General features: G+C 72.3%; 27 protein-coding genes and 1 pseudogene. 17 read left to right on the top strand and 11 right to left on the bottom strand.

Annotation, left to right across the window (positions count from 1 at the left end; genetic code table 11):
• Nucleotides 1-3: 3 nt before the first annotated feature.
• Nucleotides 4-822 (bottom strand): GntR family transcriptional regulator, encoded by an 819-nt coding sequence (locus DK412_RS05695; protein WP_109971160.1) that lies wholly within the window; start codon nt 820-822, stop codon nt 4-6.
• 256 nt (nt 823-1,078) lie between these two features.
• Here DK412_RS05695 and DK412_RS05690 point away from each other — a divergent pair, with 256 nt between their 5' ends.
• Together DK412_RS05690 and DK412_RS05685 are read left to right on the top strand one after the other, a co-directional pair.
• A complete protein-coding gene (locus DK412_RS05690; RefSeq protein WP_109971159.1) occupies nt 1,079-2,179 on the top strand; it encodes a COX15/CtaA family protein in 1,101 nt (366 codons plus the stop codon).
• Between the two features lie 91 nt (nt 2,180-2,270).
• Nucleotides 2,271-2,993 (top strand): hemolysin III family protein, encoded by a 723-nt coding sequence (locus DK412_RS05685; RefSeq protein WP_109971158.1) that lies wholly within the window; start codon nt 2,271-2,273, stop codon nt 2,991-2,993.
• 245 nt (nt 2,994-3,238) lie between these two features.
• Here DK412_RS05685 and DK412_RS05680 read toward each other — a convergent pair whose 3' ends face one another.
• Nucleotides 3,239-3,487, bottom strand: a complete 249-nt coding sequence (locus tag DK412_RS05680; protein WP_109971157.1) for a hypothetical protein — start codon at nt 3,485-3,487, stop codon at nt 3,239-3,241.
• Nucleotides 3,488-3,703: 216 nt separating this feature from the next.
• On the opposite strand from DK412_RS05680, the gene DK412_RS05675 reads away from it, so the two are divergent.
• Nucleotides 3,704-3,919 carry a hypothetical protein gene (locus DK412_RS05675; RefSeq protein WP_109971156.1) on the top strand — a complete coding sequence of 72 codons (216 nt, stop codon included), beginning with the start codon at nt 3,704-3,706 and terminating at the stop codon, nt 3,917-3,919.
• 129 nt (nt 3,920-4,048) lie between these two features.
• Here DK412_RS05675 and DK412_RS05670 read toward each other — a convergent pair whose 3' ends face one another.
• Together DK412_RS05670 and DK412_RS05665 are read right to left on the bottom strand one after the other, a co-directional pair.
• Entirely contained in the window at nt 4,049-4,543 is a 495-nt protein-coding gene (locus DK412_RS05670; protein ID WP_109971155.1) for a DUF192 domain-containing protein, read from the bottom strand.
• A gap of 92 nt (nt 4,544-4,635) precedes the next feature.
• Entirely contained in the window at nt 4,636-5,274 is a 639-nt protein-coding gene (locus tag DK412_RS05665) for a cold-shock protein (protein ID WP_109971154.1), read from the bottom strand.
• A 296-nt stretch (nt 5,275-5,570) separates the two neighbouring features.
• Here DK412_RS05665 and DK412_RS05660 point away from each other — a divergent pair, with 296 nt between their 5' ends.
• A complete protein-coding gene (locus DK412_RS05660) occupies nt 5,571-6,554 on the top strand; it encodes a heparan-alpha-glucosaminide N-acetyltransferase (protein WP_280953987.1) in 984 nt (327 codons plus the stop codon).
• A gap of 16 nt (nt 6,555-6,570) precedes the next feature.
• Here the strand turns inward: DK412_RS05660 and efp are convergent, their stop codons facing one another.
• Nucleotides 6,571-7,140 carry an elongation factor P gene (gene efp / locus DK412_RS05655; protein WP_048427843.1) on the bottom strand — a complete coding sequence of 190 codons (570 nt, stop codon included), beginning with the start codon at nt 7,138-7,140 and terminating at the stop codon, nt 6,571-6,573.
• A gap of 154 nt (nt 7,141-7,294) precedes the next feature.
• On the opposite strand from efp, the gene epmA reads away from it, so the two are divergent.
• From epmA to DK412_RS05620, 7 genes are all read left to right on the top strand, one after another.
• The gene (gene epmA / locus DK412_RS05650; protein WP_109971152.1) at nt 7,295-8,347 is read left to right on the top strand and encodes an EF-P lysine aminoacylase EpmA; all 1,053 of its coding nucleotides are present in this window, start codon (nt 7,295-7,297) and stop codon (nt 8,345-8,347) included.
• Nucleotides 8,344-9,414, top strand: a complete 1,071-nt coding sequence (locus DK412_RS05645; protein WP_109971151.1) for a lysine-2,3-aminomutase-like protein — start codon at nt 8,344-8,346, stop codon at nt 9,412-9,414. The genes epmA and DK412_RS05645 overlap by 4 nt, the downstream gene beginning before the upstream one ends.
• The gene (locus DK412_RS05640; RefSeq protein ID WP_109971150.1) at nt 9,390-10,007 is read left to right on the top strand and encodes a glutathione S-transferase family protein; all 618 of its coding nucleotides are present in this window, start codon (nt 9,390-9,392) and stop codon (nt 10,005-10,007) included. The genes DK412_RS05645 and DK412_RS05640 overlap by 25 nt, the downstream gene beginning before the upstream one ends.
• A 106-nt stretch (nt 10,008-10,113) precedes the next feature.
• On the top strand, nt 10,114-10,818 hold the full coding sequence (locus tag DK412_RS05635; RefSeq protein ID WP_093566379.1) for a ribonuclease activity regulator RraA: 705 nt from the start codon (nt 10,114-10,116) through the stop codon (nt 10,816-10,818).
• Between the two features lie 28 nt (nt 10,819-10,846).
• Nucleotides 10,847-11,635, top strand: a complete 789-nt coding sequence (locus tag DK412_RS05630) for a YdcF family protein (protein WP_109971149.1) — start codon at nt 10,847-10,849, stop codon at nt 11,633-11,635.
• A gap of 63 nt (nt 11,636-11,698) precedes the next feature.
• Nucleotides 11,699-11,995: a DUF1778 domain-containing protein gene (locus DK412_RS05625; protein ID WP_109971148.1), complete on the top strand. Its 297-nt coding sequence runs from the start codon at nt 11,699-11,701 to the stop codon at nt 11,993-11,995.
• A 20-nt stretch (nt 11,996-12,015) separates the two neighbouring features.
• On the top strand, nt 12,016-12,495 hold the full coding sequence (locus DK412_RS05620) for a GNAT family N-acetyltransferase (protein ID WP_245447444.1): 480 nt from the start codon (nt 12,016-12,018) through the stop codon (nt 12,493-12,495).
• Nucleotides 12,496-12,499: 4 nt separating this feature from the next.
• Here DK412_RS05620 and DK412_RS05615 read toward each other — a convergent pair whose 3' ends face one another.
• The 4 genes from DK412_RS05615 to DK412_RS05600 form a co-directional block, all read right to left on the bottom strand.
• Nucleotides 12,500-12,763, bottom strand: a complete 264-nt coding sequence (locus DK412_RS05615; protein ID WP_109971146.1) for a DUF3253 domain-containing protein — start codon at nt 12,761-12,763, stop codon at nt 12,500-12,502.
• The gene (locus DK412_RS05610) at nt 12,753-13,457 is read right to left on the bottom strand and encodes a DUF599 domain-containing protein (RefSeq protein WP_109971145.1); all 705 of its coding nucleotides are present in this window, start codon (nt 13,455-13,457) and stop codon (nt 12,753-12,755) included. The genes DK412_RS05615 and DK412_RS05610 overlap by 11 nt, the downstream gene beginning before the upstream one ends.
• Before the next feature lie 10 nt (nt 13,458-13,467).
• Nucleotides 13,468-13,779: an acylphosphatase gene (locus tag DK412_RS05605; RefSeq protein ID WP_109971144.1), complete on the bottom strand. Its 312-nt coding sequence runs from the start codon at nt 13,777-13,779 to the stop codon at nt 13,468-13,470.
• A gap of 90 nt (nt 13,780-13,869) precedes the next feature.
• Nucleotides 13,870-14,274 (bottom strand): hypothetical protein, encoded by a 405-nt coding sequence (locus DK412_RS05600; RefSeq protein WP_109971143.1) that lies wholly within the window; start codon nt 14,272-14,274, stop codon nt 13,870-13,872.
• Nucleotides 14,275-14,461: 187 nt separating this feature from the next.
• Here DK412_RS05600 and DK412_RS05595 point away from each other — a divergent pair, with 187 nt between their 5' ends.
• From DK412_RS05595 to DK412_RS05585, 3 genes are read left to right on the top strand one after another with little or no spacing between them, the layout of a single operon-like run.
• Nucleotides 14,462-14,821 carry a hypothetical protein gene (locus tag DK412_RS05595; RefSeq protein ID WP_245447443.1) on the top strand — a complete coding sequence of 120 codons (360 nt, stop codon included), beginning with the start codon at nt 14,462-14,464 and terminating at the stop codon, nt 14,819-14,821.
• A 23-nt stretch (nt 14,822-14,844) separates the two neighbouring features.
• Complete coding sequence (locus tag DK412_RS05590) at nt 14,845-16,785, top strand: ATP-binding protein (RefSeq protein WP_109971142.1); 1,941 nt, start codon at nt 14,845-14,847, stop codon at nt 16,783-16,785.
• Nucleotides 16,782-17,783 carry a hypothetical protein gene (locus DK412_RS05585; RefSeq protein ID WP_109971141.1) on the top strand — a complete coding sequence of 334 codons (1,002 nt, stop codon included), beginning with the start codon at nt 16,782-16,784 and terminating at the stop codon, nt 17,781-17,783. The genes DK412_RS05590 and DK412_RS05585 overlap by 4 nt, the downstream gene beginning before the upstream one ends.
• 662 nt (nt 17,784-18,445) lie before the next feature.
• On the opposite strand, the pseudogene DK412_RS31515 reads toward DK412_RS05585, so the two are convergent.
• Both DK412_RS31515 and DK412_RS05575 read right to left on the bottom strand, forming a co-directional pair.
• A pseudogene (locus DK412_RS31515) lies at nt 18,446-18,601 on the bottom strand (glyoxalase superfamily protein); the annotation flags it as partial.
• Between the two features lie 196 nt (nt 18,602-18,797).
• Complete coding sequence (locus DK412_RS05575) at nt 18,798-19,478, bottom strand: hypothetical protein (RefSeq protein ID WP_109971139.1); 681 nt, start codon at nt 19,476-19,478, stop codon at nt 18,798-18,800.
• Nucleotides 19,479-19,816: 338 nt separating this feature from the next.
• Here DK412_RS05575 and DK412_RS05570 point away from each other — a divergent pair, with 338 nt between their 5' ends.
• The 3 genes from DK412_RS05570 to DK412_RS05560 all read left to right on the top strand — a co-directional run bounded on the left by DK412_RS05570 (nt 19,817) and on the right by DK412_RS05560 (nt 22,179).
• Nucleotides 19,817-20,584: a trna delta -isopentenylpyrophosphate transferase gene (locus DK412_RS05570; RefSeq protein WP_109971138.1), complete on the top strand. Its 768-nt coding sequence runs from the start codon at nt 19,817-19,819 to the stop codon at nt 20,582-20,584.
• Nucleotides 20,585-20,766: 182 nt separating this feature from the next.
• Nucleotides 20,767-21,657: a dienelactone hydrolase family protein gene (locus tag DK412_RS05565; protein WP_109971137.1), complete on the top strand. Its 891-nt coding sequence runs from the start codon at nt 20,767-20,769 to the stop codon at nt 21,655-21,657.
• Nucleotides 21,658-21,768: 111 nt separating this feature from the next.
• Nucleotides 21,769-22,179: a response regulator gene (locus tag DK412_RS05560; protein ID WP_109971136.1), complete on the top strand. Its 411-nt coding sequence runs from the start codon at nt 21,769-21,771 to the stop codon at nt 22,177-22,179.
• The last annotated feature ends 4 nt before the right edge of the window (nt 22,180-22,183 follow it).

Raw genomic sequence — 22,183 nt, 5'->3', positions numbered from 1 at the left:
AGGTCACGGGGCGGGCCTCCTGTGGGCGGGGCGGGGACGGGTCTCGGGCTTGACCGGACGCGGCGCGGCGGGTGTCCAGCGGCGCTCGCCGGCATCACCCGTGCGCAGGAGGTCCATCTGGAAGGCGTAGCGGTCCGGCCGGTAGAGCGCGTGGAGGTGCTCGACGCCGCGGCCGGAGGGGTCGAACACCACCCGGGTCAGGTCGATCAGCGCCGAGCCGACCTCGAGGTCGAGGGCCTGCGCCACCTCCGGGCCGGCGAGCGTCGCGCCGATCGCCTGCGTCGCCCGGTCGGCGGTGACGCCGGAGCGCTCCATCAGTTCGAGGAGCGGCGTCGCCGCGAGGTCGGCCTCCGAGTAGGACAGGCCGACCCGCTCGGGGACGTGGGTGGTGAGGTAGGAGAAGGGCTGGCCGTCGATCAGCCGCACGCGCACCGAGCGCTGCACCCGCTCGCCGGGTTCCAGCAGCAGCGCCTCGGCGATGGCGGCGGGCGCCGCGACGTACTCGAAGGACAGGAGGCGCACGCCGGTGGCGCGCCCCATGGCGATCAGGCCGGAGAGCAGGTTCGGCAGGTCGCCGACCACCGGCCGGGGGCCCTCGGGCCCCTGCACGAAGGTCCCGGACCCGGGCCTGCGCCGCACCAGCCCCTCGCCGGCGAGGAGATCGAGGGCGCGCCGGACGGTCACCCGGGCCAGGCCATGCTCGGCGGCGAGCGCCGGCTCGCCGGGCAGCCGCGCCCCGGGGGGCAGACGGCCGCTGGTGATCTGGTCGCGCAGCAGCAGGTAGAGCCGGCGCGCCTTGTGCGGTTCGATCGCGGAGGTCACGGGGCCAGCCCTGGCTCGTGGCTTGCTAGGCGTAGGGCCGACGGCGACCCCCGAGGAGTCTGTCAGCGCTTACCTGTCCGATTATGAAGACAGGTAGCTGTCTGTCAATTGGGACAGGTGGTGTGCCGGTACAGGAATTTTTGCGTCCCCGGCGGAGAGGGGACCGGGCCGTGCCGGCGCTTGTAGGATTCCCAAGGCCCGGTGCGGCACCGCAGGACGTTGCGCGGGAGCGCCGGTGCCCGTTAATCGGGCGCGTATGAGCAGCACCTCCTCGATCAGCCTCGCCCCGTCCGCGGCACCCGTCGCCGCGGCGCCCCGGTCCCGCCGCGCCGTGCGGACCTGGCTCTTCGTCATGGCCGCCCTGGTGGTGGCGATGGTGGCGGTCGGGGGCGCGACGCGGCTCACCGGCTCCGGCCTGTCGATCACCGAGTGGAAGCCGGTCACCGGCGCCATCCCGCCGCTCTCGGCCGAGGCCTGGGCCCAGGAATTCGCCAAGTACCAGGCGACGCCGCAATACAAGCTGCTGAACCAGGGCATGAGCCTGTCCGAGTTCCAGTTCATCTATGGTTGGGAATGGGGCCACCGGCTGCTCGGCCGCGTCATCGGCCTCGCCTTCTTCCTGCCGCTGCTCGTCTTCTGGTGGCGCGGGCAGATCGACCGGCGCTTGGGCGCCAGCCTCCTCGGCCTCGGCGTGTTCGGCGGGCTGCAGGGGGCGGTGGGCTGGATCATGGTCGCGTCGGGTCTCCAGCCGGGCATGACGGCCGTGGCGCCGGTCAAGCTCGCCCTGCACCTGACGCTGGCGAGCGCGATCTATGCCGGCCTCGTCTGGATCGCCTCCGGTCTCGACCGCCGCCGCGACGAGGCGGTGCCGGCCCGGCTCTCCCGCACCGCGCTCGCGTTGATGATCCTAGTGCTGGTGCAGATCGCGCTCGGCGGCCTCGTCGCCGGCTCGAAGGCGGGGCTGACCTACAACACCTGGCCGCTGATGGATGGCGGGCTCACCCCCGGGGGTCTGTTTGCCGGCACGCCCTGGATCGAGAATTTCGTGGATAACGTCGCGCTGGTGCAGTTCAACCACCGGTTGACCGCCTACGCGTTGCTGATCCTCGCCTTGCTCCATGCCCTCGACGCGCGGCGCCTGATGCCCGGCACCGGCGCGGCGCGGCGGGCGACGGCCCTCGCCGGCCTCGTCGCCGCGCAGGCGACGCTCGGCATCGTCACGCTGCTCCTGGTGGTGCCGCTCTGGGCGGCGCTCGCCCACCAGGTCGCCGCCATGCTGGTGCTGGGGATGGCGAGCGCGCATGCCCGGCTCTGCCGCGCGCCTGCGCCCGCTCCCGCCGTCGCGCGCGCGGTCTGAGTGTCGCGGGAACGTTCGTCCCACGTTCATGCTTCCGCTTTAACCTCGATCAACCGGGGGCTCTCTCCCGGACCCGAGGCACGGAGGCCCGATGTCTGTGCAGGAGTCTTCACTGGACGCTTCCTCAAGCACCGCCCGCTTCGCCCCGGACGGCCGGCCGTTGAGTCTTGTCTGGACCTACACGCCGCGGGAATTGCTGGCGGACGGCGTGGTCCACGTGGTCGGGGTGAGCCTCGGCGTGATCGGCGCCCTGGCGCTGACCATCAGCGCCGCGCTCACGAGCCTCGCGCCCTCCGAGAAGGTCGCGGTCGCGGTCTACGCCGCCGGCCTCGTGGCGATGCTCGGCACCTCGGCCGCCTACAACATGTGCCCGGTCGGCCGGCTGAAATGGCGCCTGCGCCGGGCCGACCATGCCACCATCTTCCTGATGATCGCCGGCACCTACACGCCGCTCGTGACGCTCGTCGGCACGGACGGCTTCGCCTTCGGGCTGCTCGCCGGGATCTGGCTCGTGGCGGCGGCGGGCGCCGTGGTGAAGCTGACCCTGCCCGGCCGCTTCGACCGCCTGGCGATCGCCCTCTACCTGGCGCTCGGCTGGAGCGGGCTGATGGCGTACGAATCGGTCATCGCCGCCCTGTCTCCGGGCGCCCTGTGGCTGCTCGCCGCCGGCGGCCTGCTCTACTCGCTCGGGGTGATCTTCCACGTCTGGCGGCAATTGCCGTTCCAGAACGCGATCTGGCACGGCTTCGTGCTGGCGGCGGCGGCCTGCCATTACGGCGCGGTGTTCCGCAGCGTGCTCGACGTGGGGGCGTAGGAGCCGTCACGTCGAGCAGGCTACGTCTGATCCGAGCCGCACACGCCAATAGCGCCCTCCGCGTCATCCCGGGGCCGCGCCGCGGAACCCGGGATCCATGACCGCTGACCGTTCAGGATGAAGCGGAGCGATGACCGCCTCTCCCTTCAACGTCAGCGGTTATGGATCCCGGGTTCTCGGCAAGCCTCGCCCCGGGACGACGAAGAGGGTGTACAACGGTCTGTCGATGACGAGGGAAAATCCCTTCAGAACGGCACGTAATCCCCGCCATCCGTGATCGTGTCGAGCGCCCGCTCGATCGACGTGACGGCGTCCAGCACCATCTGCACCGTGCGCTCGGCTTCACCGCGCGGCCGGCCGAGGGCGGCGGCGCGGGCGCCGATATCGTGCAGCTGCTCGGCGATCGTCACCAGGTCGGAGACGACCGACGCGGTGGCGCGGGCGGCGGCATCGGGCGCCGGGCGCGGGCGCAGCAGGGGAACGACGTTGCTCATCGGCCCGGACTCTCGCGCAAAGCCCGGGACTCCGCCAGCCGGAGAATCGCAGCCCTCCACACATTCCGCGGAGCGCGGCCCGGGGGGCACAGGCGAGGGGGTTTGCCGCCGCGGGGACCGTCGGCGCCTTGACGGGCGGGCGGGAGCCGGGCACCCCGGCGGGACGTGAGTGCCGAGAATCCCCCGATTCGAGCGGCCCGGACATCAGGACCCCTCATGCGTCTCCTTCGCGTCGCCGCTTCGCTCGCCCTCGTCGGCCTCGCCGCCGCCTGCACCAGCGCCGGCGATTCGCGCGGCACCGGCCTGTCCGAGAGCTTCGACAGCAAGAACTACGTGCGCTCGAACGACACCAACGGGACCCAGCGCCGGCCCGACGTGAACCGCATGTTCACCCAGCCGTCGATCCCCAGCATCTCGAACCGCGGCTTCTAAGCGACCTCCGGCGGCGCGCCGCCGGATCCGTTCAGAGCGCCATCCGATCGCGTTGCAATCGAATGGTGCTCCAAGATTTTTTGGCGCATTTTCTTCGACGAACCGGTGTCCACTTCGTCGGAAAATGCTCTAGCGCCCGCGGAACAGCGGGTGCTCGACCCTGTCGCCCGGGTGAAGGCCGAGGCGCGCGGCGGTGCCGGCATTGAGCTCGAGCACGCCGAGCACCGGCTCGCCGGACGGGATGGTGCGGGTCGAGAGCGGCTCGGTGTCGGCGGCGATGCGCGCCACCGTGCCGTCGGCGCGGATGAACAGCATGTCGAGCGGCAGGTAGGTGTTCTTCATCCACATCGCGACCGGCTCGGTGCGCTCGAAATCGAACAGCATGCCGCGATCCGGCGCCATGGCGCGGCGGAACATCAGCCCCTGAGCCCGCCCGGCATCGTCGCGCATCACCTCGACCTGGAAGGTGTGGCGACCGGAGCGCGAGGCGATGGTCAGCGGCTCGAACGGGCCGTCGGCGAGGACCGCCGTGGGCAGGAGCAGGAAGACGAGCGCGGCGAGGAGCCGGCGCGGCGGGATGGCCAGGAGACGGGCGGCTCTGGGCCGTGCGAAGCGGAGCGACATGAGGCTGAGCTAGCGTAGTCTGCGGCAAAGGGGATGGGTCGTCGCCGCCGGAAACGCGGGCGAATCGAAAATCTGCGGCGCGCCCGCTCGCCTCAGTGGGAGGAGGGCGGTCCCGATCCCGCGCTCGCCTCGGACAGGAGGCGCACCTCGGCGGCCATCAAACCCTTCGAGCCGTCGCCGTAGCGGACCATGACGTGCTCGCCGGGCTTGAGCTCGGCGATGCCGTAGCGCCGCAGGGTCTCCATGTGGACGAAGATGTCCGGCGTGCCGTCGCCGCGGCTGAGGAAGCCGAAGCCGCGCAGGCGGTTGAACCACTTCACCACCGCGGTCTCGAGCCCGCTGGTCGGCACCACCGTGACGTGGGTGCGCGGCATCGGCAGCTCGGCCGGGTGGGTCGCGGTCGACTGGTCGAGGGACACCACCCGGAAGGCCTGCCAGCCGCGCGGGCGCTCCACCGCCTCGACCACGATCCGGGCGCCCTCGCTGGCGCTCTGGTGGCCGTCGCGGCGCAGGCAGGTGACGTGGAGCAGCACGTCGGGCGCGCCGCTATCCGGCACGATGAAGCCGAAGCCCTTCGCGACGTCGAACCACTTGATGCGGCCGCTGACCTCGACGAGTTCGGTCGGCCGTTCCACCGCCGCGTCGAGCCCAGGCCGGGTGTCGCGCGCGCCCTCTCCGAACGCGCCCACCGGCCGTTCCCAGGCGGGGCCTGAACCGAACTCGTCCGACATCGTAAGCAACCCACTCGAATCGCGTCGCGCGCTTCACCGGCAGATTAACAAAGTCATGACTTCGGGGAAGCCCAAATCGGCCGAGTTGAGACGCCGGAGGGGTGATGTCCTCGCCGGATTCGCCTCGGGCGTGTCCATTCTGCAATCCCGGGAGGCAGGCATCCGGGGACGCGCGCGCGGATTGCGTCTCGAAAGACGGCGCCGTCCCAGATCCTGCGCGTTTTGGCCGCAGGGACGGGCAGGAGCGTCGGGCTCGGCTATGAGGGCATCCGTCCGCCGCCCCGGAGATCGCCGCGATTCAGACCCCACCTCCTTCCGCCGCGCCGCCCCGGCGCCTCGCCGTCATCGATCTCGCCCGCGGCACCGCGCTCCTGGCGATGGCGCTCTACCACCTGACCTGGGACCTCGGCTTCCTGCGGCTGACGCCCGAGAACGCCGCCCTGTCGCCGCCCGGGCGGGCGGCGGCGCACGGCATCGCCGGCAGCTTCCTGGTCCTCGTCGGGGTGAGCCTCGTCCTGGCGCGGGGCCGAAAGGCAGGCTGGTGGCGTCCCTACCTGGCGCGGCTCGGGCGCATCGCCCTGGCGGCGGCCGCGATCTCGCTCGCCACCTTCGTCCTGTTTCCCGGGGCGTGGATCTTCTTCGGCATCCTGCACTGCATCGCCCTGTCGAGCGTGCTGGCGCTGCCGGCGCTGCGCGCGCCGCTGCCCGTCGTCGGGCTCGCCGCCGCCCTCGTCGTCGCCGGACCCGCGCTGGCGGCGCTCGCGGGGTCTCCGCCGCCCCTCGACGCGCCAGCGCTTTATTTTCTCGGGCTCGGCGACACCGTGCCGACGACGAACGACTACGTGCCGTTGTTTCCGTGGTTCGGCTTCGTGCTGGCGGGCGTCGGGCTCGGCCGTCTGGTCCTGCCGCGCCTTGCTGCCTCGCGCATCGGCGCTTGCGAACCGCGGGGCCGGGTCGGGCGGCTCGCCGCCTTCGCCGGGCGGCACAGCCTCGCCGTCTACCTCGTGCACCAGCCCGTGCTGCTCGGGCTGCTCTACGGGGTCGCGGCGCTGACCGGGCCGCATCCGCGGGCGGGAGAGGCGCAGTTCCTGCGCGAGTACCGGGCGAACTGCGCCGAGGCCGGCGGCAGCGGGGCGTCCTGTCGGGTGGCGGCGCGCTGCGTGCTGGTGCGCCTGCGGGCTGAGGGCCTGTGGCGGGCCGGCGGCGAGTACACGGGCGAGGAGCAGGCCCGGGCGATCGCGGTGTCGCGGGCCTGCTTCCGGGAGGCGGGCGGGGGTTGAGCCCCCGCCGCGTCCATCAGTCCTTGGCGCGCTCGACGTAGGAGCCGTCGGCCGTCATGACGACGATGCGGGTGCCGGTGCCGATATGCGGCGGCACCAGGGTGCGCACGCCGTTCGAGAGCGTGGCGGGCTTGTAGGACGAGGAGGCGGTCTGGCCCTTGGTCACCGGCTCGGTATCCGTCACCTCGAGGGTGACGCGCTGGGGCAGCTCGAGCGCCAGCGGCACGCCGTTATGGGTCGAGAGCATCACCGCCATGCCCTCCTGCAGATAGGGGGCCATGTCGCCGATCACGTCCTCCGGCACGGCGAGCTGCTCGTAGGATTCCGGGTTCATGAAGTGGAACCCCTCGCCGTCGCTGTACAGGAAGGTGTGCTCCCGGTCCTCGACATAGGCGCGCTCGACCTGCTCGGTGGTGCGGTAGCGCTCCGAGACCTTCACGCCGTCGGTGATCCGGCGCATGTCGAGCTGGGTGACCGGGGTGCCCTTGCCGGGATGGATGTTCTCGGCGGAGAGAATCACGTAGAGCCGGCCGTCCTTGTCGACGACGTTGCCTTTGCGGAGAGAGCTGGCGATGACCTTCGGCACGGGGCGAATCCTGGACTGGAAGCGTTGACAGAGAGCGGCGGCGTCCGCCAAGCCGCGGGCGTCGCGCGCCGCGCCGGCAGAGGATGCCTTCGGCCCGCCCTATCGCATCTCAGGCGCGACCGCCAGTCGCCCGCCACCCGATGATACCGACCCGATGACCTCCGCCTCGCCCTGGTGGGCCCCCCACGTCCATGCCGACCGCCGGCCGCGGCTCCTCGCCCGCAACCGCATCGCCGCGTCCTTGCGGGCGTGGTTCTCGGCCCGGGACTTCGTCGAGGTCGACGCCGCGATCCTCCAGGTCTCGCCCGGCAACGAGGCGCATCTCTCGGCCTTCGCCACCACGGCGATCGGGCCGGACGGGGCGACGCACCCGCTCTATCTCCACACCTCGCCGGAATTCGCCTGCAAGAAGCTGCTGGCGGCGGGCGAGGCGCGGCTGTTCAGCCTGGGGCCCGTCTACCGCAACCGCGAGCGCGGCGCGCTGCACCACCCGGAATTCACCATGCTCGAATGGTACCGGGCCGGGGAGACCTACGACAGCCTGATGCGCGACTGCGCCGCCGCCCTGAGCCTCGCCGCCGAGACGGCCGGGGCAAACGTCTTCACGTGGCGCGGGATCGAGGCCGACCCGTTCGCCGAGCCGGAGCGGCTCACCGTGGCGGAGGCCTTCCGGCGCTTTGCCGGCATCGACCTCCTGGCGACGGTGGCCCCGGATGCGGGCACCGACCGGGCCGGGTTCGCCGCCGCCCTGGCCGGGGCCGGCATCCGCACCGCGCCCGACGACACCTGGGCCGACCTGTTCAGCCGGGTCATGGTCGAGCGGGTCGAGCCGGCCCTCGGCCGCGGCCGGGCGACGATCCTGTGCGAATACCCGATCCCCGAGGCGGCCCTCGCCCGGCCGAGCCCCGCCGATCCGCGGGTGGCGGAGCGGTTCGAGCTCTATTGCTGCGGCGTCGAGCTCGCCAACGCCTTCGGCGAGTTGACGGACGCCGACGAGCAGCGCCGGCGCTTCGCCGCCGAGATGGACGAGAAGGAGCGCGTCTACGGCGAGCGCTATCCCCTCGACGAGGACTTCTTGAGCGCCCTCGCGCAGATGCCGGAGGCGAGCGGCATCGCGCTCGGCTTCGACCGGCTCGTCATGCTGGCGACCGGGGCGCGGCGGATCGAGGATGTGCTCTGGACTCCCGTTGCCGAGTATTCCCGGTGAGCCGGCCGATCCGCACCGCGGGCGATCTCGTAAGCCGCGGCCTGGTGCCGGCGCAGCGGCTGCCGGTCCTCGAACGGGTGGCGGCGCGCTACGCGGTCTCGATCACCCCGGAGGTGGCCGAGCTGATCGCCGACGCGGAGGACGGCATCGGCCGCCAGTTCGTCCCGCGGGAGGAGGAGCTGGTCACCGCTCCCGAGGAGCGGGCGGACCCGATCGGCGACGAGGCCCATGCGCCCGTCCCCGGCATCGTCCACCGCTATCCCGACCGGGTGCTCCTGAAGCCGCTCCATGTCTGCCCGGTCTATTGCCGCTTCTGCTTCCGCCGCGAGGTGGTGGGACCGGAAGGGCAGGGCAGCCTCACGGAATCCGAGCTCGACGCCGCTCTGGCCTACATCGCCGGCCACCCGGAGATCTGGGAGGTGGTGGTCACCGGGGGCGATCCGCTGGTGCTCTCGCCCCGGCGTCTCGGCCGCATCGCCGCCGCCTTGCAGAAAATCCCGCACGTGCGGGTGCTGCGCCTGCACACCCGCGTGCCGGTGGTCGATCCGGCCAGGGTCGACGCGGATCTGGTCGCGGCGCTGAAGCGCTTCGAGGGCGCGGTGTTCGTGGCGCTCCACGCCAACCACCCGCGCGAATTCTCCGAGGCCGCCCGGGCCGCCATCGCGCGGCTCGTCGATGCCGGGATCCCGATGGTGAGCCAGTCGGTGCTGCTGGCCGGGATCAACGACGACCCCGAGACGCTGGCGGCCTTGATGCGGGCCTTCGTCGAGAACCGGATCAAGCCCTACTACCTGCATCACGGCGACCTCGCCCCGGGCACCGGCCACCTGCGCACCACCCTCGATCACGGCCAGGACCTGATGCGCTCGTTGCGCGGCCGGGTCTCGGGGCTGGCGCAGCCGACCTACGTCCTCGACATCCCGGGCGGATACGGCAAGGTGCCGGTGGGCCCGGGCTACCTGGCGGGGGGACCCGCGGGCTGGACCGTCACGGACCCGGAGGGCGGAACACACGCCTACCCACCCAAGGAGGAGGACACGCCATGCGCAGGCTCTGGGGACGGTTGAGCTCCGTCAACGTGCAGAAGGCGGTGTGGGGACTGGAGGAGCTGGGGCTCCCCTACGAGCGGGTCGAGGCCGGCGGCGCCTTCGGGCGGGTGCGCGAGCCGGACTATCTGGCGCTCAACCCCAACGGCCTCGTGCCGGTGATGGAGGAGGACGGCTTCGTCCTGTGGGAATCGAACGCGATCCTGCGCTATCTCGCCAGCACGCAGGGTCTCGGCACCCTGTGGCCGGAGGATCCGCGGGCGGCCGCCCTCGCCGACCAATGGCTCGACTGGCAGGCGACGCGCTTCACGCCCTCGACCCGGGACGCGTTCTGGCAGACCGTGCGCACCCCGCCGGAGCAGCGCGACCAGTCGGTCATCGACCGCTCGGTCGCGGCCTCCGAGGAATGCGCGGCGATCCTCGACGCGCACCTGATGGGCCGTCCTTACGCGGTCGGGGACCGGTTCACCGCGGCCGACATCGCGCTCGGCGCAGCCACCCATCGCTGGCTCCATCTCGACGTGCCGCGCGTCGAGCGGCCGGCGCTGCGGTCCTGGTACGAGCGCATCCGCGTCCGGCCCGCCGCGGCGGCGGCGCTGCCGCCGTTGAGCTGAGCCGGTAAGCTTGGCGCAGTTCGGGCCATGCGCTGACGGCGTGGCCGCCTCGCCCCGGATCGGCTAGGTCTCGATCCGTCCGACACTTCACGCTCCCGAAGGCCCGATGCCGCTCGACAAGACGCTCCTCGACGCCCTGCAGGCCGTCACCACCGCCACCCTCACCACGGTGCTCCTGAAGAAGGGCATCCGCCGCTGCTACATGCGCGGACCGATGCCGCGCTTCGCCGCCGGGCAGCGGGTGGTCGGCCCGGCCTTCACGCTCCGCTTCGTGCCGGCCCGCGAGGACCTGGCGACCCCCGAATCCTGGTCTAGCCCGACCTCGACCCGCGCGGCGATCGAGGCGATGCCCGAGGGCTGCATCGCGGTGGTCGACGCGATGGGGGTGCAGGATGCCGGCATCTTCGGCGACATCCTGTGCGCCCGGATGAAGAAGCGCGGCGTCGCGGCGCTGATCACCGACGGCGTCGTGCGCGACGGCGAGGGCGTCGAGGGCACCGGCCTGCCGGTCTGGTGCTCCGGCGTCGCGGCCCCGGCCTCGGTGGCCGGCCTGACCTTCGTCGGCTGGGGCGAGCCGGTCGGCTGCGGCGGTGTCGCGGTCTATCCCGACGATATCGTGGTGGCGGACGGCGACGGCGCGGTGCTGATCCCGGCGGCGCTCGCCGAGGAGGTGGCGCTCGCCGCCGTCGAGCAGGAGCGCCTCGAGCTCTGGATCATGCGCGAGGTCGACAAGGGCCTGGCCCTGCCGGGCCTCTACCCGCCGAACGCCGAGACCAAGGCCCGCTACGAGGCGGAGACCGGCAAGGCCTGATCCCGACACAGACGACCGGATCTCGCCGGTGTTCTTCGTGCTCTCGAAGGTGCTGTGGTTCCTCACGGCGCCTTCGAACCTGCTCCTGCTCCTGGTTCTGGCCGGGGCAGGCTTGGCCCTGCGCTGGCGGCGCCTCGGCCTTTGCCTCGTGGCCGCCGCCGGCCTCGCCCTCCTGGTCGGCGGCCTCTCCCCGCTGGGCTCCTTCGCCTTCCGGCCGCTCGAGGAGCGGTTCCCGGCGTTCCGCGACGACGGCGCGCCGGTCGCCGGCATCGTGGTGCTCGGCGGCGGCATCGAGACCGGGCTGTCGGCGACCCGCGGCCAGATGCTGCTCAACGAGGCCGGCGAGCGCCTGGTCGCGCTCGGCGACCTCGCCCGGCGCTACCCGCAGGCCACGCTCGTCTTCGCCGGCGGGTCCGGCCGCCTCACCGGCGACGGCGGCGTGTCCGAATCGCGGATCCTGCGCCGTCACGCCGCCTCCCTCGGCGTGGCGCCGGAGCGGATCACCTACGACGAGAAGTCCCGCAACACCCACGAGAACGCCGTTTTCAGCGCCGAACTGGCGAAGCCCAAGCCCGGCGAGCGCTGGCTCCTCGTCACCTCGGCCTGGCACATGCCGCGGGCGATGGGCTGCTTCCGCCGCGCCGGCTACACGGTCACGGCCTATCCGGTCGATTATCGGACCGCACCCCGAAGGAACTCGATCCACGCCACGGCGGGGGACGGCCTGTTCGAGGTCGACATCGCGGTGCGCGAGTGGCTCGGCCTCGTGGCGTACTGGGCGTCCGGGTATACGGAGGCGGTGTTCCCGGCGCCGTGACGCTCGTAAGATTGTCGTGACAATGTCGGGCATCGCGCGATATCCTTGAATCAGGAGTGCGCGATGGCCCAAAGAGCTGCTCAGAGTGAGAAGCTTGACCTTCGTCTGACGTCGGCCGCGAAGCGGACGCTTCAGGCCGCGGCCGAGGCTGCACATAAAAGCGTGAGCGAGTTCGTTCTAGACTCGGCTTTGCGGGAGGCAGAGGAGCGTTTGGCCGATCGCCGCGTTTTCACGCTCGAAGACGCGGATTGGCACCGTTTCGTGGAAGCTCTCGATGCGCCGCCCCGCACGCTCGAACGGCTTCAGCGCCTGTTTCGCGAGCCCACGATGTTCGATCGCGGCACTGACGACGAACCGTGACGGGCTTCCGGATAGAACCGTTGCGACGTGACCACATCGTCGACGGCTTCACCTGCGGTCATCCAGCCCTGGACCGTTTCCTGATACGGCATGCTCTTCAAGCGCAGGCGGCGAACTCCGCGCGGACCTATGTCGCGCTGGAGAGTGCGGAGGTGGTCGGCTTCCACACACTGATCGCCGGCGAGGTTCAGCACGCGAACGCGCCGGACCGTATCGTGAAAGGCATGCCGCGGCATCCGATCCCGCTGCTGATCCTGGCCCGGTTGGCCGTTCATACCCGGCTGCAAGGCAAGGGGCTCGGCGCGAGCTTGCTGCGAGATGCTCTCGACCGCGCTCTACAGGCTATCGACCTGATTGGTGCCCGGGCATTGGCCGTTCACGCGAAGGACGAAGCGGCGGCATCCTTCTATCGACATTTCGGCTTCGTGCCGTCGCCGACGGATCCGCGGCACCTCTTCCTGCTGGTCAAGGATATTCGCGGAGCCCGCAGCCACCGTTGATCCGCTACCGCGGCAGCGACAACCGGTAGATCCCGCGAAAATGGTCCGGATCCGCCACCACCTTGCCCTTGCGCAGGATGGCGATCCGCCCCGCCTTCATCAGCCGCACCGCCTGGCGGCGGACCGGCTGCATCAGGGGGCCCCAGCCGTCCGGGTGGGGCCCGCCGAGCGCGCGGGCGACCTCGGAGGGGCAGACGGTCTTGTCGGCCCCGCGATCGGTGACGAGGCGCACCAGGGTGAGTTCGATCTCGTAATCGTCAGGGATCATCGTATTCCTGCAAGGCCCGACGGGCGTCGGAGGCGAACTGGCGCTGCCACATCACGGTGAGCACCATCGCGGTGGTGGCGAACAGCACGTAAGCGCTGACGAACCATCCGAGATAGGCCAGCGCGAAGAAGAACGCACGCTGCCCGCGGTTGAAGTGGCCGCCCGCCACCACGTTCATGGCGGCGGCCCGCCGCGCCGCCCGCTCGATCAGGGCCCGGTCGCCGTCGCGCGGCGGCACGGCGCCGATGAGGATCGCGCCGTAATTGAACAGCCGGTAGGCCCAGGCGAACTTGAAGAAGGCGTAGACGAAGATCAGCGCGAGGCCCGCCACCTTGATCTCCCATACCGCCCGGGTCATCGGCGCGCCGAAGGGCAGGGTGGAGAACAGCGTCAGGGCGTCGTCGGACGAGCGCGACAGGGTGAGCGCGCTCCCGAGCGCGATCAGCGCCGTCGAGGCGAAGAAGGCGGTGCCGTTCTGCAGCGAGGCGTTGATGGTGGTGTCGACCACCCGGTTCTCGCGCACGATCTGCTGGTCGGCCCAGGCGTGGCGGTAGCGGTTCATCATGCCGTTGAGGCTGCGCTTGCCCCCGGACAGGTGCTCGACCGCGTAGGAATAGCCCCACCACGCCGTGAGGAAGCAGAGGAGGGCCGCGAGGTCGAGGAGCGAGAAGCTGCTCCCGAGATCCGGATTCATGCCGGCCCCGTCAGGCGGTCGGCAGGATCTGCACGCCGCGCGGGGCGGCCTGCGTCTCGCTCCCGGCGAGGTCCTCGATCGAGAGATCGGTGACGGAGAGGTCCTGGACCCGCGCCCCGGGCGGGCCCTGGCGGCAGGCCTCGATCATCGCCGCGACGGCCTCCGCCGGCCCGGCGAGGCGGGCCTCGACGCTGCCGTCGTGCCGGTTGCGCACGGTGCCGGCGAGGCCGCGCGCCTCCGCGACGCCCTTGGTCCAGGCCCGGTAGCCGACGCCCTGGACACGGCCCCGGACGATGATCTCCACGCTGCGGTGCCCGCTCACGCCCGCCCACTCCCCGCACGTTGTCGCTGCGGTGGGCTCTAGAGCATTTCCCGGCGCCGGGGGAGGGTGTTCGGGTGCAAAGGAGAGCGCTCAGGCGCTCGCGGCCACCAGCGGGCGGGCCGTCACGCGCGGCGCCGGCGCCCGCATGCGCACCAGATCGGCGAGGGGCACGAAGGCGTCCGGCGCGGCCCCTCCGACCCGGGTGCCGAAGCCGAGCGCGAAGGACAAAGTGAGCTTGCGGTCGGGCGCGATGCCGAAGGCGTCGAGGGCGGCGGTGAAGGCCTCGCGGAAGCTGCGCACGCCGCACCAGCTCTTCTCCGAGAGATGCAGCGGCCATTCCCAGTGGCCGTCCGGCCGTTTGGCGCCCACCGTGTCGCGGTCGATGAAGTAGCCGGTATCCCGGTGCTCCAGCCCGTCCGCGTGGAGGCGCCAGTCCCGGTTCTCGAACAGCGGGGCAGCCTCGGCCGCTTCGTCGTCCAGGCGGGTGGTCTCCATGCGGGTCTCCCAAGCTTCCACTGCGGAGGTTCCGCCGCGACGCCGCGCCGCCTCCCGGACCGGCTCGTCGTGTGGAACATTTCCGGAACACTGGGCTGATTTGCACAGGTCGTCAACAGGGATCGACGGACATTTCTCGAGGGCCGGCGCCGTTGCCAAAGCCCGGCCCGGATGCCACCTCCTGCCGATGAACACGAGGAGCCAGATGGAGCGCAGCCGCAAGGGCCACGAATCCGGTATGCGAGAGCCGGGTGGGCGGGAACCGGGTCCCGACGTCGAGGCCCTGCGTCGCCTCGAGGCGCTGCAGCCGGCCTACGAGCGCCTGCGCGCCGACCGGATCCGGGCGGAGAGCGACGTCGAGCGCCTGACCGCCGAGCTCGCCGCAGCCCGGACCCAGGCCCGCGAGGAGCTGGGCACCGACGACGAGGCCGAGATCCGCCGCATGATCGAGGAGGCCAGGGCCGAGAATGCCCGCCGGGTCGAGGCCTTCGCCCAGTCCCTGCGCGCGGTCCAGGACCGCCTCGACGCCCTCGACCAGGGCCGCTGAGGCGCCCGCGACGTGAGACACCCGTGACGCCTGCCGACATCCAGGACGCGCTGACCCGCGCCGGCCGCCTGCTCGCCCGCCTGGAGGCGGCCCGCGACGGCGACCAGAAAACCCTCGCCGAGCGCACGCGGCTCGTCGCCGCCGCCAAAGGCCGGCTGGCGCAGCGCGACGCCGTCGACACCTACCTGCGCGAGCTGCAGCAGGACGCCAACCGGCGCAGCGTCGCGACCTTCGAGACCCTGCTCACCGCGCTCGTCCAGGAGGTCCTGCCCGGCGAGAAGCCGGTGCGCCTGGACCTGACCACCGAGCGCGGCCTGCCTGCCCTCGATATCGGGGTCGAGCGCCCGGATGGCGGGCGCGAGGACGTGCTGGAGGACAATGGCGGCGCGATGACCAACGTCGTCGGCATGGCGCTGCGCCTGATCGCGGTGGTCAAGGCCGGCGTCGGCCGCTTCCTCGCCCTCGACGAGGCCGATTGCTGGATCGCGCCCGAGCGGGTGCCGGCCTTCTACCGCGTGCTCGACGACGGCGCCGCCCGGCTCGGGGTGCAATGCCTGGCGATCTCGCACCACGACGTCGCGGGGTTCGAGGCCGGCCTCACCGTCAGCCGCATCGCCGGGCGGCCCGAGACCGGGGTCGCGATCGAAGGCCCGGCCGGTCTTTGCGCGGCGCAATGGACGCCCGACAGGCCGGGCTTCCGGTTCATCCGCCTGATCGACGTCCAGGGCTTCTGCGATGCGACCCTGCCGCTCTCGCCCGGCGTCAACGCCCTCGTCGGGCCCAACAACCACGGCAAGTCGACGGTGATCCGGGCCCTGCGGGCAGTGTTCTACGGCGAGGTGCGCGACAGCCTGGTGCGGGCCGGCCGCAGCGCGGCGTGGGTCGAGATCGGCGTCGCCGGGGGCCGCGTGCTCCGCTACGTCCGCCAGCCGAAGCGCACCCCGGTCAACCTGTGGTCGCTGCACGAGGCCGACGGATCGCTGGTGCAGGAGGCCGGCACCACCTTCGAGACCGGCGGGCGCGACGTGCCCCCTTGGGTCGAGCGGCTCTACGGCATCACCCGGGTCGAGGAGCTCGACGTGCACGTCGCGCACCAGAAATTCCCGGTCTTCCTGCTCGGCGAGAAGCCGGCCCGGCGCTCGGCGGTGCTGTCGATCGGTCGCGAGGCCGGGCTGATCCGCGACATGCAGGCGCTCCAGCGCGAGCGCGTCACCGAGGACCAGCGCACGATCCGCGAGGGCGAGCGCGAGATCACCCGCCTGCACGAGCGCCTCGCGGCCCTCGACGGGCTCGACGCCCTGGCGGAGACGCTGCACGGGCTGCACGACGACGCCGGCGCCCTGGCGGCAGCCGCCGCGCGCCTGCGCGCCCGCGCGGACCTGGCCGAGCGCCTCGCCCGCGCCGAGCGCCTGGCGACGGGCGCCGCCGCCCGGGCGCGGGCGCTCGCCGGCCTGCCGGGTCCGGAGGTCGGGGCGGAACTCGGCCGGGCGCTGGCCGAGGCGCGCAACCGCGAGGCGCTCGGCCGCCGCGTCCTCGCCGCCGCCGCCGATCTCGCGGGGGCGCAGGGCAGGGTCGCGGCCCTGGCGGACCTGCCGCCGGAGGCGCCGCTGCCGCGCGACACCGCCCAGGCCGCGGCGCACGCCGCCCGGCTGCGCCGGCTGCGGGCGGGCCTCGCCGACGCGGAAGCGCGGGTTCGGGCTCTGCACGATCTTCCGGCGCCGCCCGTGCCGGTGCTCCGGCCGGACGCCGCGGCGACCGCCCGGCGCCTCGCCGAGATCGGCCGCCGCCTCGCCGAGGCGCAGGGCCGGGAGGCGGCCTCCCGCGACGGGCTCGCGGCGGCGGAGGCCGAGATGGCGGAGGTTCTGGCCTCGACCGGCGGGCGCTGCCCGGCCTGCGGCACGCCGGCCGCGCCCGCGTCTCTCCTCGCCGGCCACCGCCACGCCCCGGCGGGGGAGGCGGCATGATCCTCGGCCGCGAGCGGCTCGACGCCGCGCCGGTCGCGTGCGCCGGCCTCCTCGTCGTCGGCGACCCGCACGTCTCGTCGCGCCGGCCGGGCCGGCGCAAGGATCCGGACTGGCCGGCGCCGGTCCTGGCCAAGCTCGAGCATTGCGTGGCGCTCGCCAACGACCGCGACCTCGCGCCCGTGCTCCTCGGCGACCTGTTCGAGCGGCCGGTCGAGCCGGACGAGAGCCTGAAGTCGCGCCTGATCCGGGTCCTCAAGGGGTTCCGCCATCGCCCGCTCGCCAATGTCGGCAACCACGACATCCGCCACACCCGCCTGTCGGACGGCGACAGCCTGGCGATGCTGGCGGTGAGCGACGTCCTCGACGCGGTGCCGGAATCCGGTCCGGCGGCGCAGTACCGGGTGGGGGAACGCCTGATCGGCCTCGGCGCCACGCCCTTCGGGCAGGCGATCCCGTCGGACGCGCGCGGGCTCTTCCCAGGGGCCGACGCGGTCGTCTGGCTCACCCATCACGACCTCGCCTTCGGGGCGGGCTATCCGGGTGCGGTGCCGCCGGAGGCGATCCGGGGCTGTGCGCTGGCGCTCAACGGCCACGTCCACAAGCGCCACGCCCCGGTGCGGATCGGCGACACGCTGTGGTTCAACCCGGGCAACATCACCCGCGGCTCGATCGACCTGATCGCCCACGTCCCGGCCGTCTTCGTGCTCTCGGGCGACCTGTCGCTCCGCGAGGAGCGGCTGCCCTTCGCGGCGGACGTGTTCGACCTCACCGGCCGCCAGGTCGCGGCCGACGCCTCGCCGGAGGCGATCGGCCGGGTCGAGAGCGCGTTCGTCTCCCTCCTCCAGGCCGAGACCACCACCGACCTCGCGCGCAGCGACGACGGCGCCCTGATCCGCGAGGAGATCGAGGCGAAATTCTCTCGCGATGAGACCCCGGAGCCGGTGCGGGCGGCGATCCGCTCGCTGGTCGAGGCGGCGGTGGCGAAGCGGGGCACTTGAGAGCGTGGGCAGGCCCGGCCGACTTCGGCGACCGGGCCTGCCTTCCAGATGACGAATGGAGAGGAACCGGTTCAGCCCGCCATCGCCTACGCCGGCATGGCGAAATCGAGGTTGGTCGGCTCCGGACGGACGCGGGCGAGCAGCGTGGCCTCATCCTCCGGAGAAGCCTCGCGGAGCGCGAAGCCGCCGGCCCAGGCCCGGCCGCTGCCCCGGAGGTAGAAGCCGAAATGCAGGGTCTCGGCCTCCTCCGGCACGTCGAGCACGATGCGCCGGGCGGTCCAGCCCTGCGTGCCGGCGAGCGGCCCGTTGACCGCCCGCTCCTCCATGTTGTCGAAGGCGACGCTGCGGCCGATGGCGGCGTCGGCCCGCAGCCACAGGGTGGCGGCGCCGACGACGTCCTGCACCCGCAACTCGGCGCTGAGGCAGACCCGGCGGCCGCGGAACGGCGCGGCGGCGACGCTCTGCATCAGCGTGGCGAACCCCTTCTCCATCGCCGCGTAGGCGGGATCGTCCTCGGCGTAGCGGCAGCGGATCAGGGCCGCCCGGCCGTCGCCGTAGGACGTGGTGGGATCGACGCCGACCTCGTAGAGATGCGGCTTCGACCCGGAGACGAGCCAGCCCACCGGCGGCACCAGAGCGGCCTCCCGTGCCGCCTCGGCTGGCGCGGTCAGGCGGGCCGACAGGATGTTCCAGTTGTCGAGGCCGAAAAGCCGGGCGACGATCTCCAGGCACTCGCCGTGGGACAGGGCCGTGCCCCGCCGGCCCAGTTCCTCGCGAAGGGCTTTCGCCATCGCCTTGGCGTCGCGATAGGTGCGCATGATCCAATCCCTGCTCGCGGGCGAACCAGCGGGATCAGTGCCTGCCTTGCTGACCGGTTCGCCCGACGGACGGGTAAGAACGGGTGCGCCTCGCGAACGATGCATTCACCGAACCCCGGACGGGGCGCAGGCGGCGGGCAGCATCGGCCCGACGGCGATGAAACGGCGAGTCGGGCCGCAGCGTCAAGACGGGATCTCAGAAACCGAACGGATCCGGATACGGCAGCGCCCGCCGCCGCACCGGCGTCTCCGGCAGGATCGGGCGGCTGATATCCACTGCCACCAGCCCCTCGACCGCGAGCGCCAGCACCGCCGCGACGCCGTCCTGGGCGTTGATCGCCATGGCGGCGCATTCGACGAGGCGGCCGGTGCCGCACTCGTCGAGGTGGTGCAGGATCCGCACCCGGTCGCCGGCCGAGACGTAGGTGCGGCGGCAGGCCATGATCAGGCGCACGGTGGAGATCCGCGGCTCGGCCCGCAGGGTCGCGGCGCTCTCGATGACGAAGCGGCGGCCGTCCTCGGCCACCACCGGCTCCCCCGCCACGTAGGCGGTGCGGAAGGGGTGCCGCCCGAGATCGCCCTCCGCCACCACGTCGACGAGCAGGCCCGGCTCGTCGGTGCGCACCTGCTCGAAATCGGCGGCGTGCTCGACCACCGTGTCGCCGAGCGTCAGGCGGACCGGATTGGGCGCGGCGCGCAGCCGCTCCACCACCGGATCGAGCGCCGCAATGGCGAGGAAATCCGCGACGAGGGCGGGACGCGGCACCGCCGGCGCCAGCGCGGTCCCGCGACGGGGAGCCGTGCCGCGCACGGCGCTGCGGCGCTGGCCCGGGCGGTCGAGCAGGGTCGAGGAGTCGAGGAGGGCGGGGGTGCTCATGCGGGGCTCCGGGGGCCGGGACCGGCGCCGATCCGCCGTCCTGCCGAAGTTCTAGGGGCGTGACTCTTCAGGAACATTTAGCGAACATGCCTGCCACGGGCAACGCCGCCGCAATCGTCGCCGTGACAGCGCAGCCGTTCCATGCGGAGGATCGTCTGCGATGGGCGAAGCGGCCGCGCGAGGGCGCGACAAAACATCGTCCGCCGACGGCATTTCTTCTGGCATCGGGATCGCGAAAACGCTCGCGCATCACCATATGCCATGGTAGAGAACAAATGTGGAACCGGCCGCTTCCCCCGCCCGTCCGGAGCCGCTGTCAGCAGGTGAGATCGATCGAGATGAGCGCAACCACGGACAAGCAGATCGCGGACATCCTCGCCACCTACGGCGAGCCCCTGGCCGGCAACGTCTGGCGCGTGCAGGGCACCGCCGTGATCTACCACAAGGCCCTGGAGCGGATCGCCGTGCAGGCCCGCATCCGCTTCGACGCCCCGGTGATCGTGCGGGCCGAGCGGGACGAGGCGGTGATCCTGGTGACCGGGCACATGCCGGGCCCGAACGGCGACCGCACCGAGTGGTCGATCGGCGAAGCGTTGATCGGCGTGAACTACCGCGTCTCCGGCAAGCAGGCGGCCTACGTCTTCGCCATGGCGGAGAAGCGGGCCAAGGACCGGGTGATCCTCAAGCTCGCCGGCCTGCACGGCCTGCTCTATTCCGAGGACGAGGCCGACGAGTTCAAGGCGAGCCGGCCCGATCTTGTCGCCGCGAACCAGTCGCGCCGGCCTGAGCCTGCGCGCGAGCCGCAGGAGGCGGAAGAGAGCGACCGGGAGAGCGGGGCCGCGAACGACGCCGACCTCCGCGCCGGCGAGGAGACGGGCCGGACCGAGGCCGGTTCGTCGGAGGCGGATCTCACCGCCCGCATCGACCAGGCGCAGTCGATCAACGCGGTGACCGACCTGATGCTCGCTCCCGAGACGCAAGCCGCGCTCGCCGCGATGCCGCCGGGCGTGCGCGACGAGGTGCGCGAGCATGCCAAGGCCCGGCTCGTCGCACTCGGCTGGCCGGCCCGCAGCAACGCCAAGTCGCGCAAGGCCGCGGTGGCGTGATCGCCGGACCGGTGTTGATCCTGCAGGGGCCGTCCGCTCGCGCGGGCGGCCCTTTCTCTCGTCGACCGCGCTCCTGACCGGATCGTGACCGCGGACGACCCGCGTTCGCGCTTGCCCCCGCGGCCCCCGTACGCAAGATCGCGCGCCGGCGCGAACGGGCGCCTGGGACGGGAGGATACCGGATGGCGACGAGCGACGACGCGCGGACGAACGACCTCGAGCAGCTCGACGGTCTGGTGATCCCGCCCTTCTCCCGGCGCGGCTTCGTGATGACGAGCCTGATGACCGGGCTGACGCTCGCCACAACCCGGGTCGAGGCGCAGGCCATCCGCACCGACGAGGCCGGCATCGTCGCCGGCGAGGTGCGGATCCCGGTCGGCGACGGGCCGATGCCGGCCTACCGGGCGATGCCTGAAGGAGCCGGGCCGTTCCCGATCGTGCTCGTGGTCGAGGAGATCTTCGGGGTTCACGACTACATCAAGGATATCTGCCGGCGGCTGGCCAAGGCCGGCTACACCGCGGTGGCGCCGGAGCTCTTCGCCCGCCAGGGCGACGTCTCGAAGATGACCGACGTGCAGGAGATCGTCCGCGAGGTGGTCTCGAAGACCCCCGACGCGCAGGTGATGGGCGACCTCGACGCCACCGCCGCCTGGGCCGCCGCCGAGGCCAAGGGCGACCAGGCCAAGCTCGGCATCACCGGCTGGTGCCGCGGCGGGCGCACGGTGTGGCTCTATGCCGCCCACAGCGCCAACCTGAAGGCCGGCGTCGCCTGGTACGGCAATTTCGGCGGCAACCGCACCGGCATCCAGCCGAAGACCGCCGCCGACGTGATCCCGGACATCCGCGCGCCGATCCTCGGCCTCTACGGCGCCGCCGACACCGGCATCCCGGTCGCCGACGTCGAGAAGGCGCGCGAAGCCGCGAAGGCCGCTGCCAAGACCGTCGACATCGTGATCTTCCCGGACGCGCCGCACGGCTTCCACGCCGATTATCGCCCGAGCTACCGCAAGGGGCCGGCGGAGGAGGGCTGGGGGCGGATGCTGGCGTGGTTCCGCGACCACGGCGTCGCCTGATTCCCGTCCCGGCGCGGGACTCGGTCTTGCATTGCCGCAACACCTCGGGAAGGATGCGCGCAGGGTCCCGGGAGCTATGCAACCAGTGGGCCGCAAGCTCGTTCCCTGCACATGACCGAGTCCAGCGCCGCCGCGAAGACCCAGCCCGTGATCCTGGTCGTCGAGGACGAACCGGAGGAGCGTTTCCTCGCGGCCACGCTGCTGGAGGAAACGGGCTTCCGCGTCATCGAGGCAGAGACCGCCGAGAAGGCGCTCGCGATCCTGCGCGAGCGCGGCGACGAGGTGAACGTCGTGTTCTCGGACGTGCGGACCCCGGGCCAGATCGGCGGCTTCGAGCTGGCGCGGATCATCGGCGTCACCTGGCCGCGGGTCCACGTGCTGCTCACCTCGGGCGATGCCGGCGACCAGCCGAGCGACCTGCGGATGTCGGCGACCTTCATCCCCAAGCCCTGGCGCGCCCTCGACATCCTGACCCTGGTCGAGCAGGCCGCCGGCTACCACTCCGGCGGCGACGCGCACTGAGCGT

This window comes from Methylobacterium sp. 17Sr1-1, from assembly GCF_003173775.1.
GTDB lineage: Bacteria > Pseudomonadota > Alphaproteobacteria > Rhizobiales > Beijerinckiaceae > Methylobacterium.
This window is presented reverse-complemented; position numbering and strand designations above follow the sequence as displayed.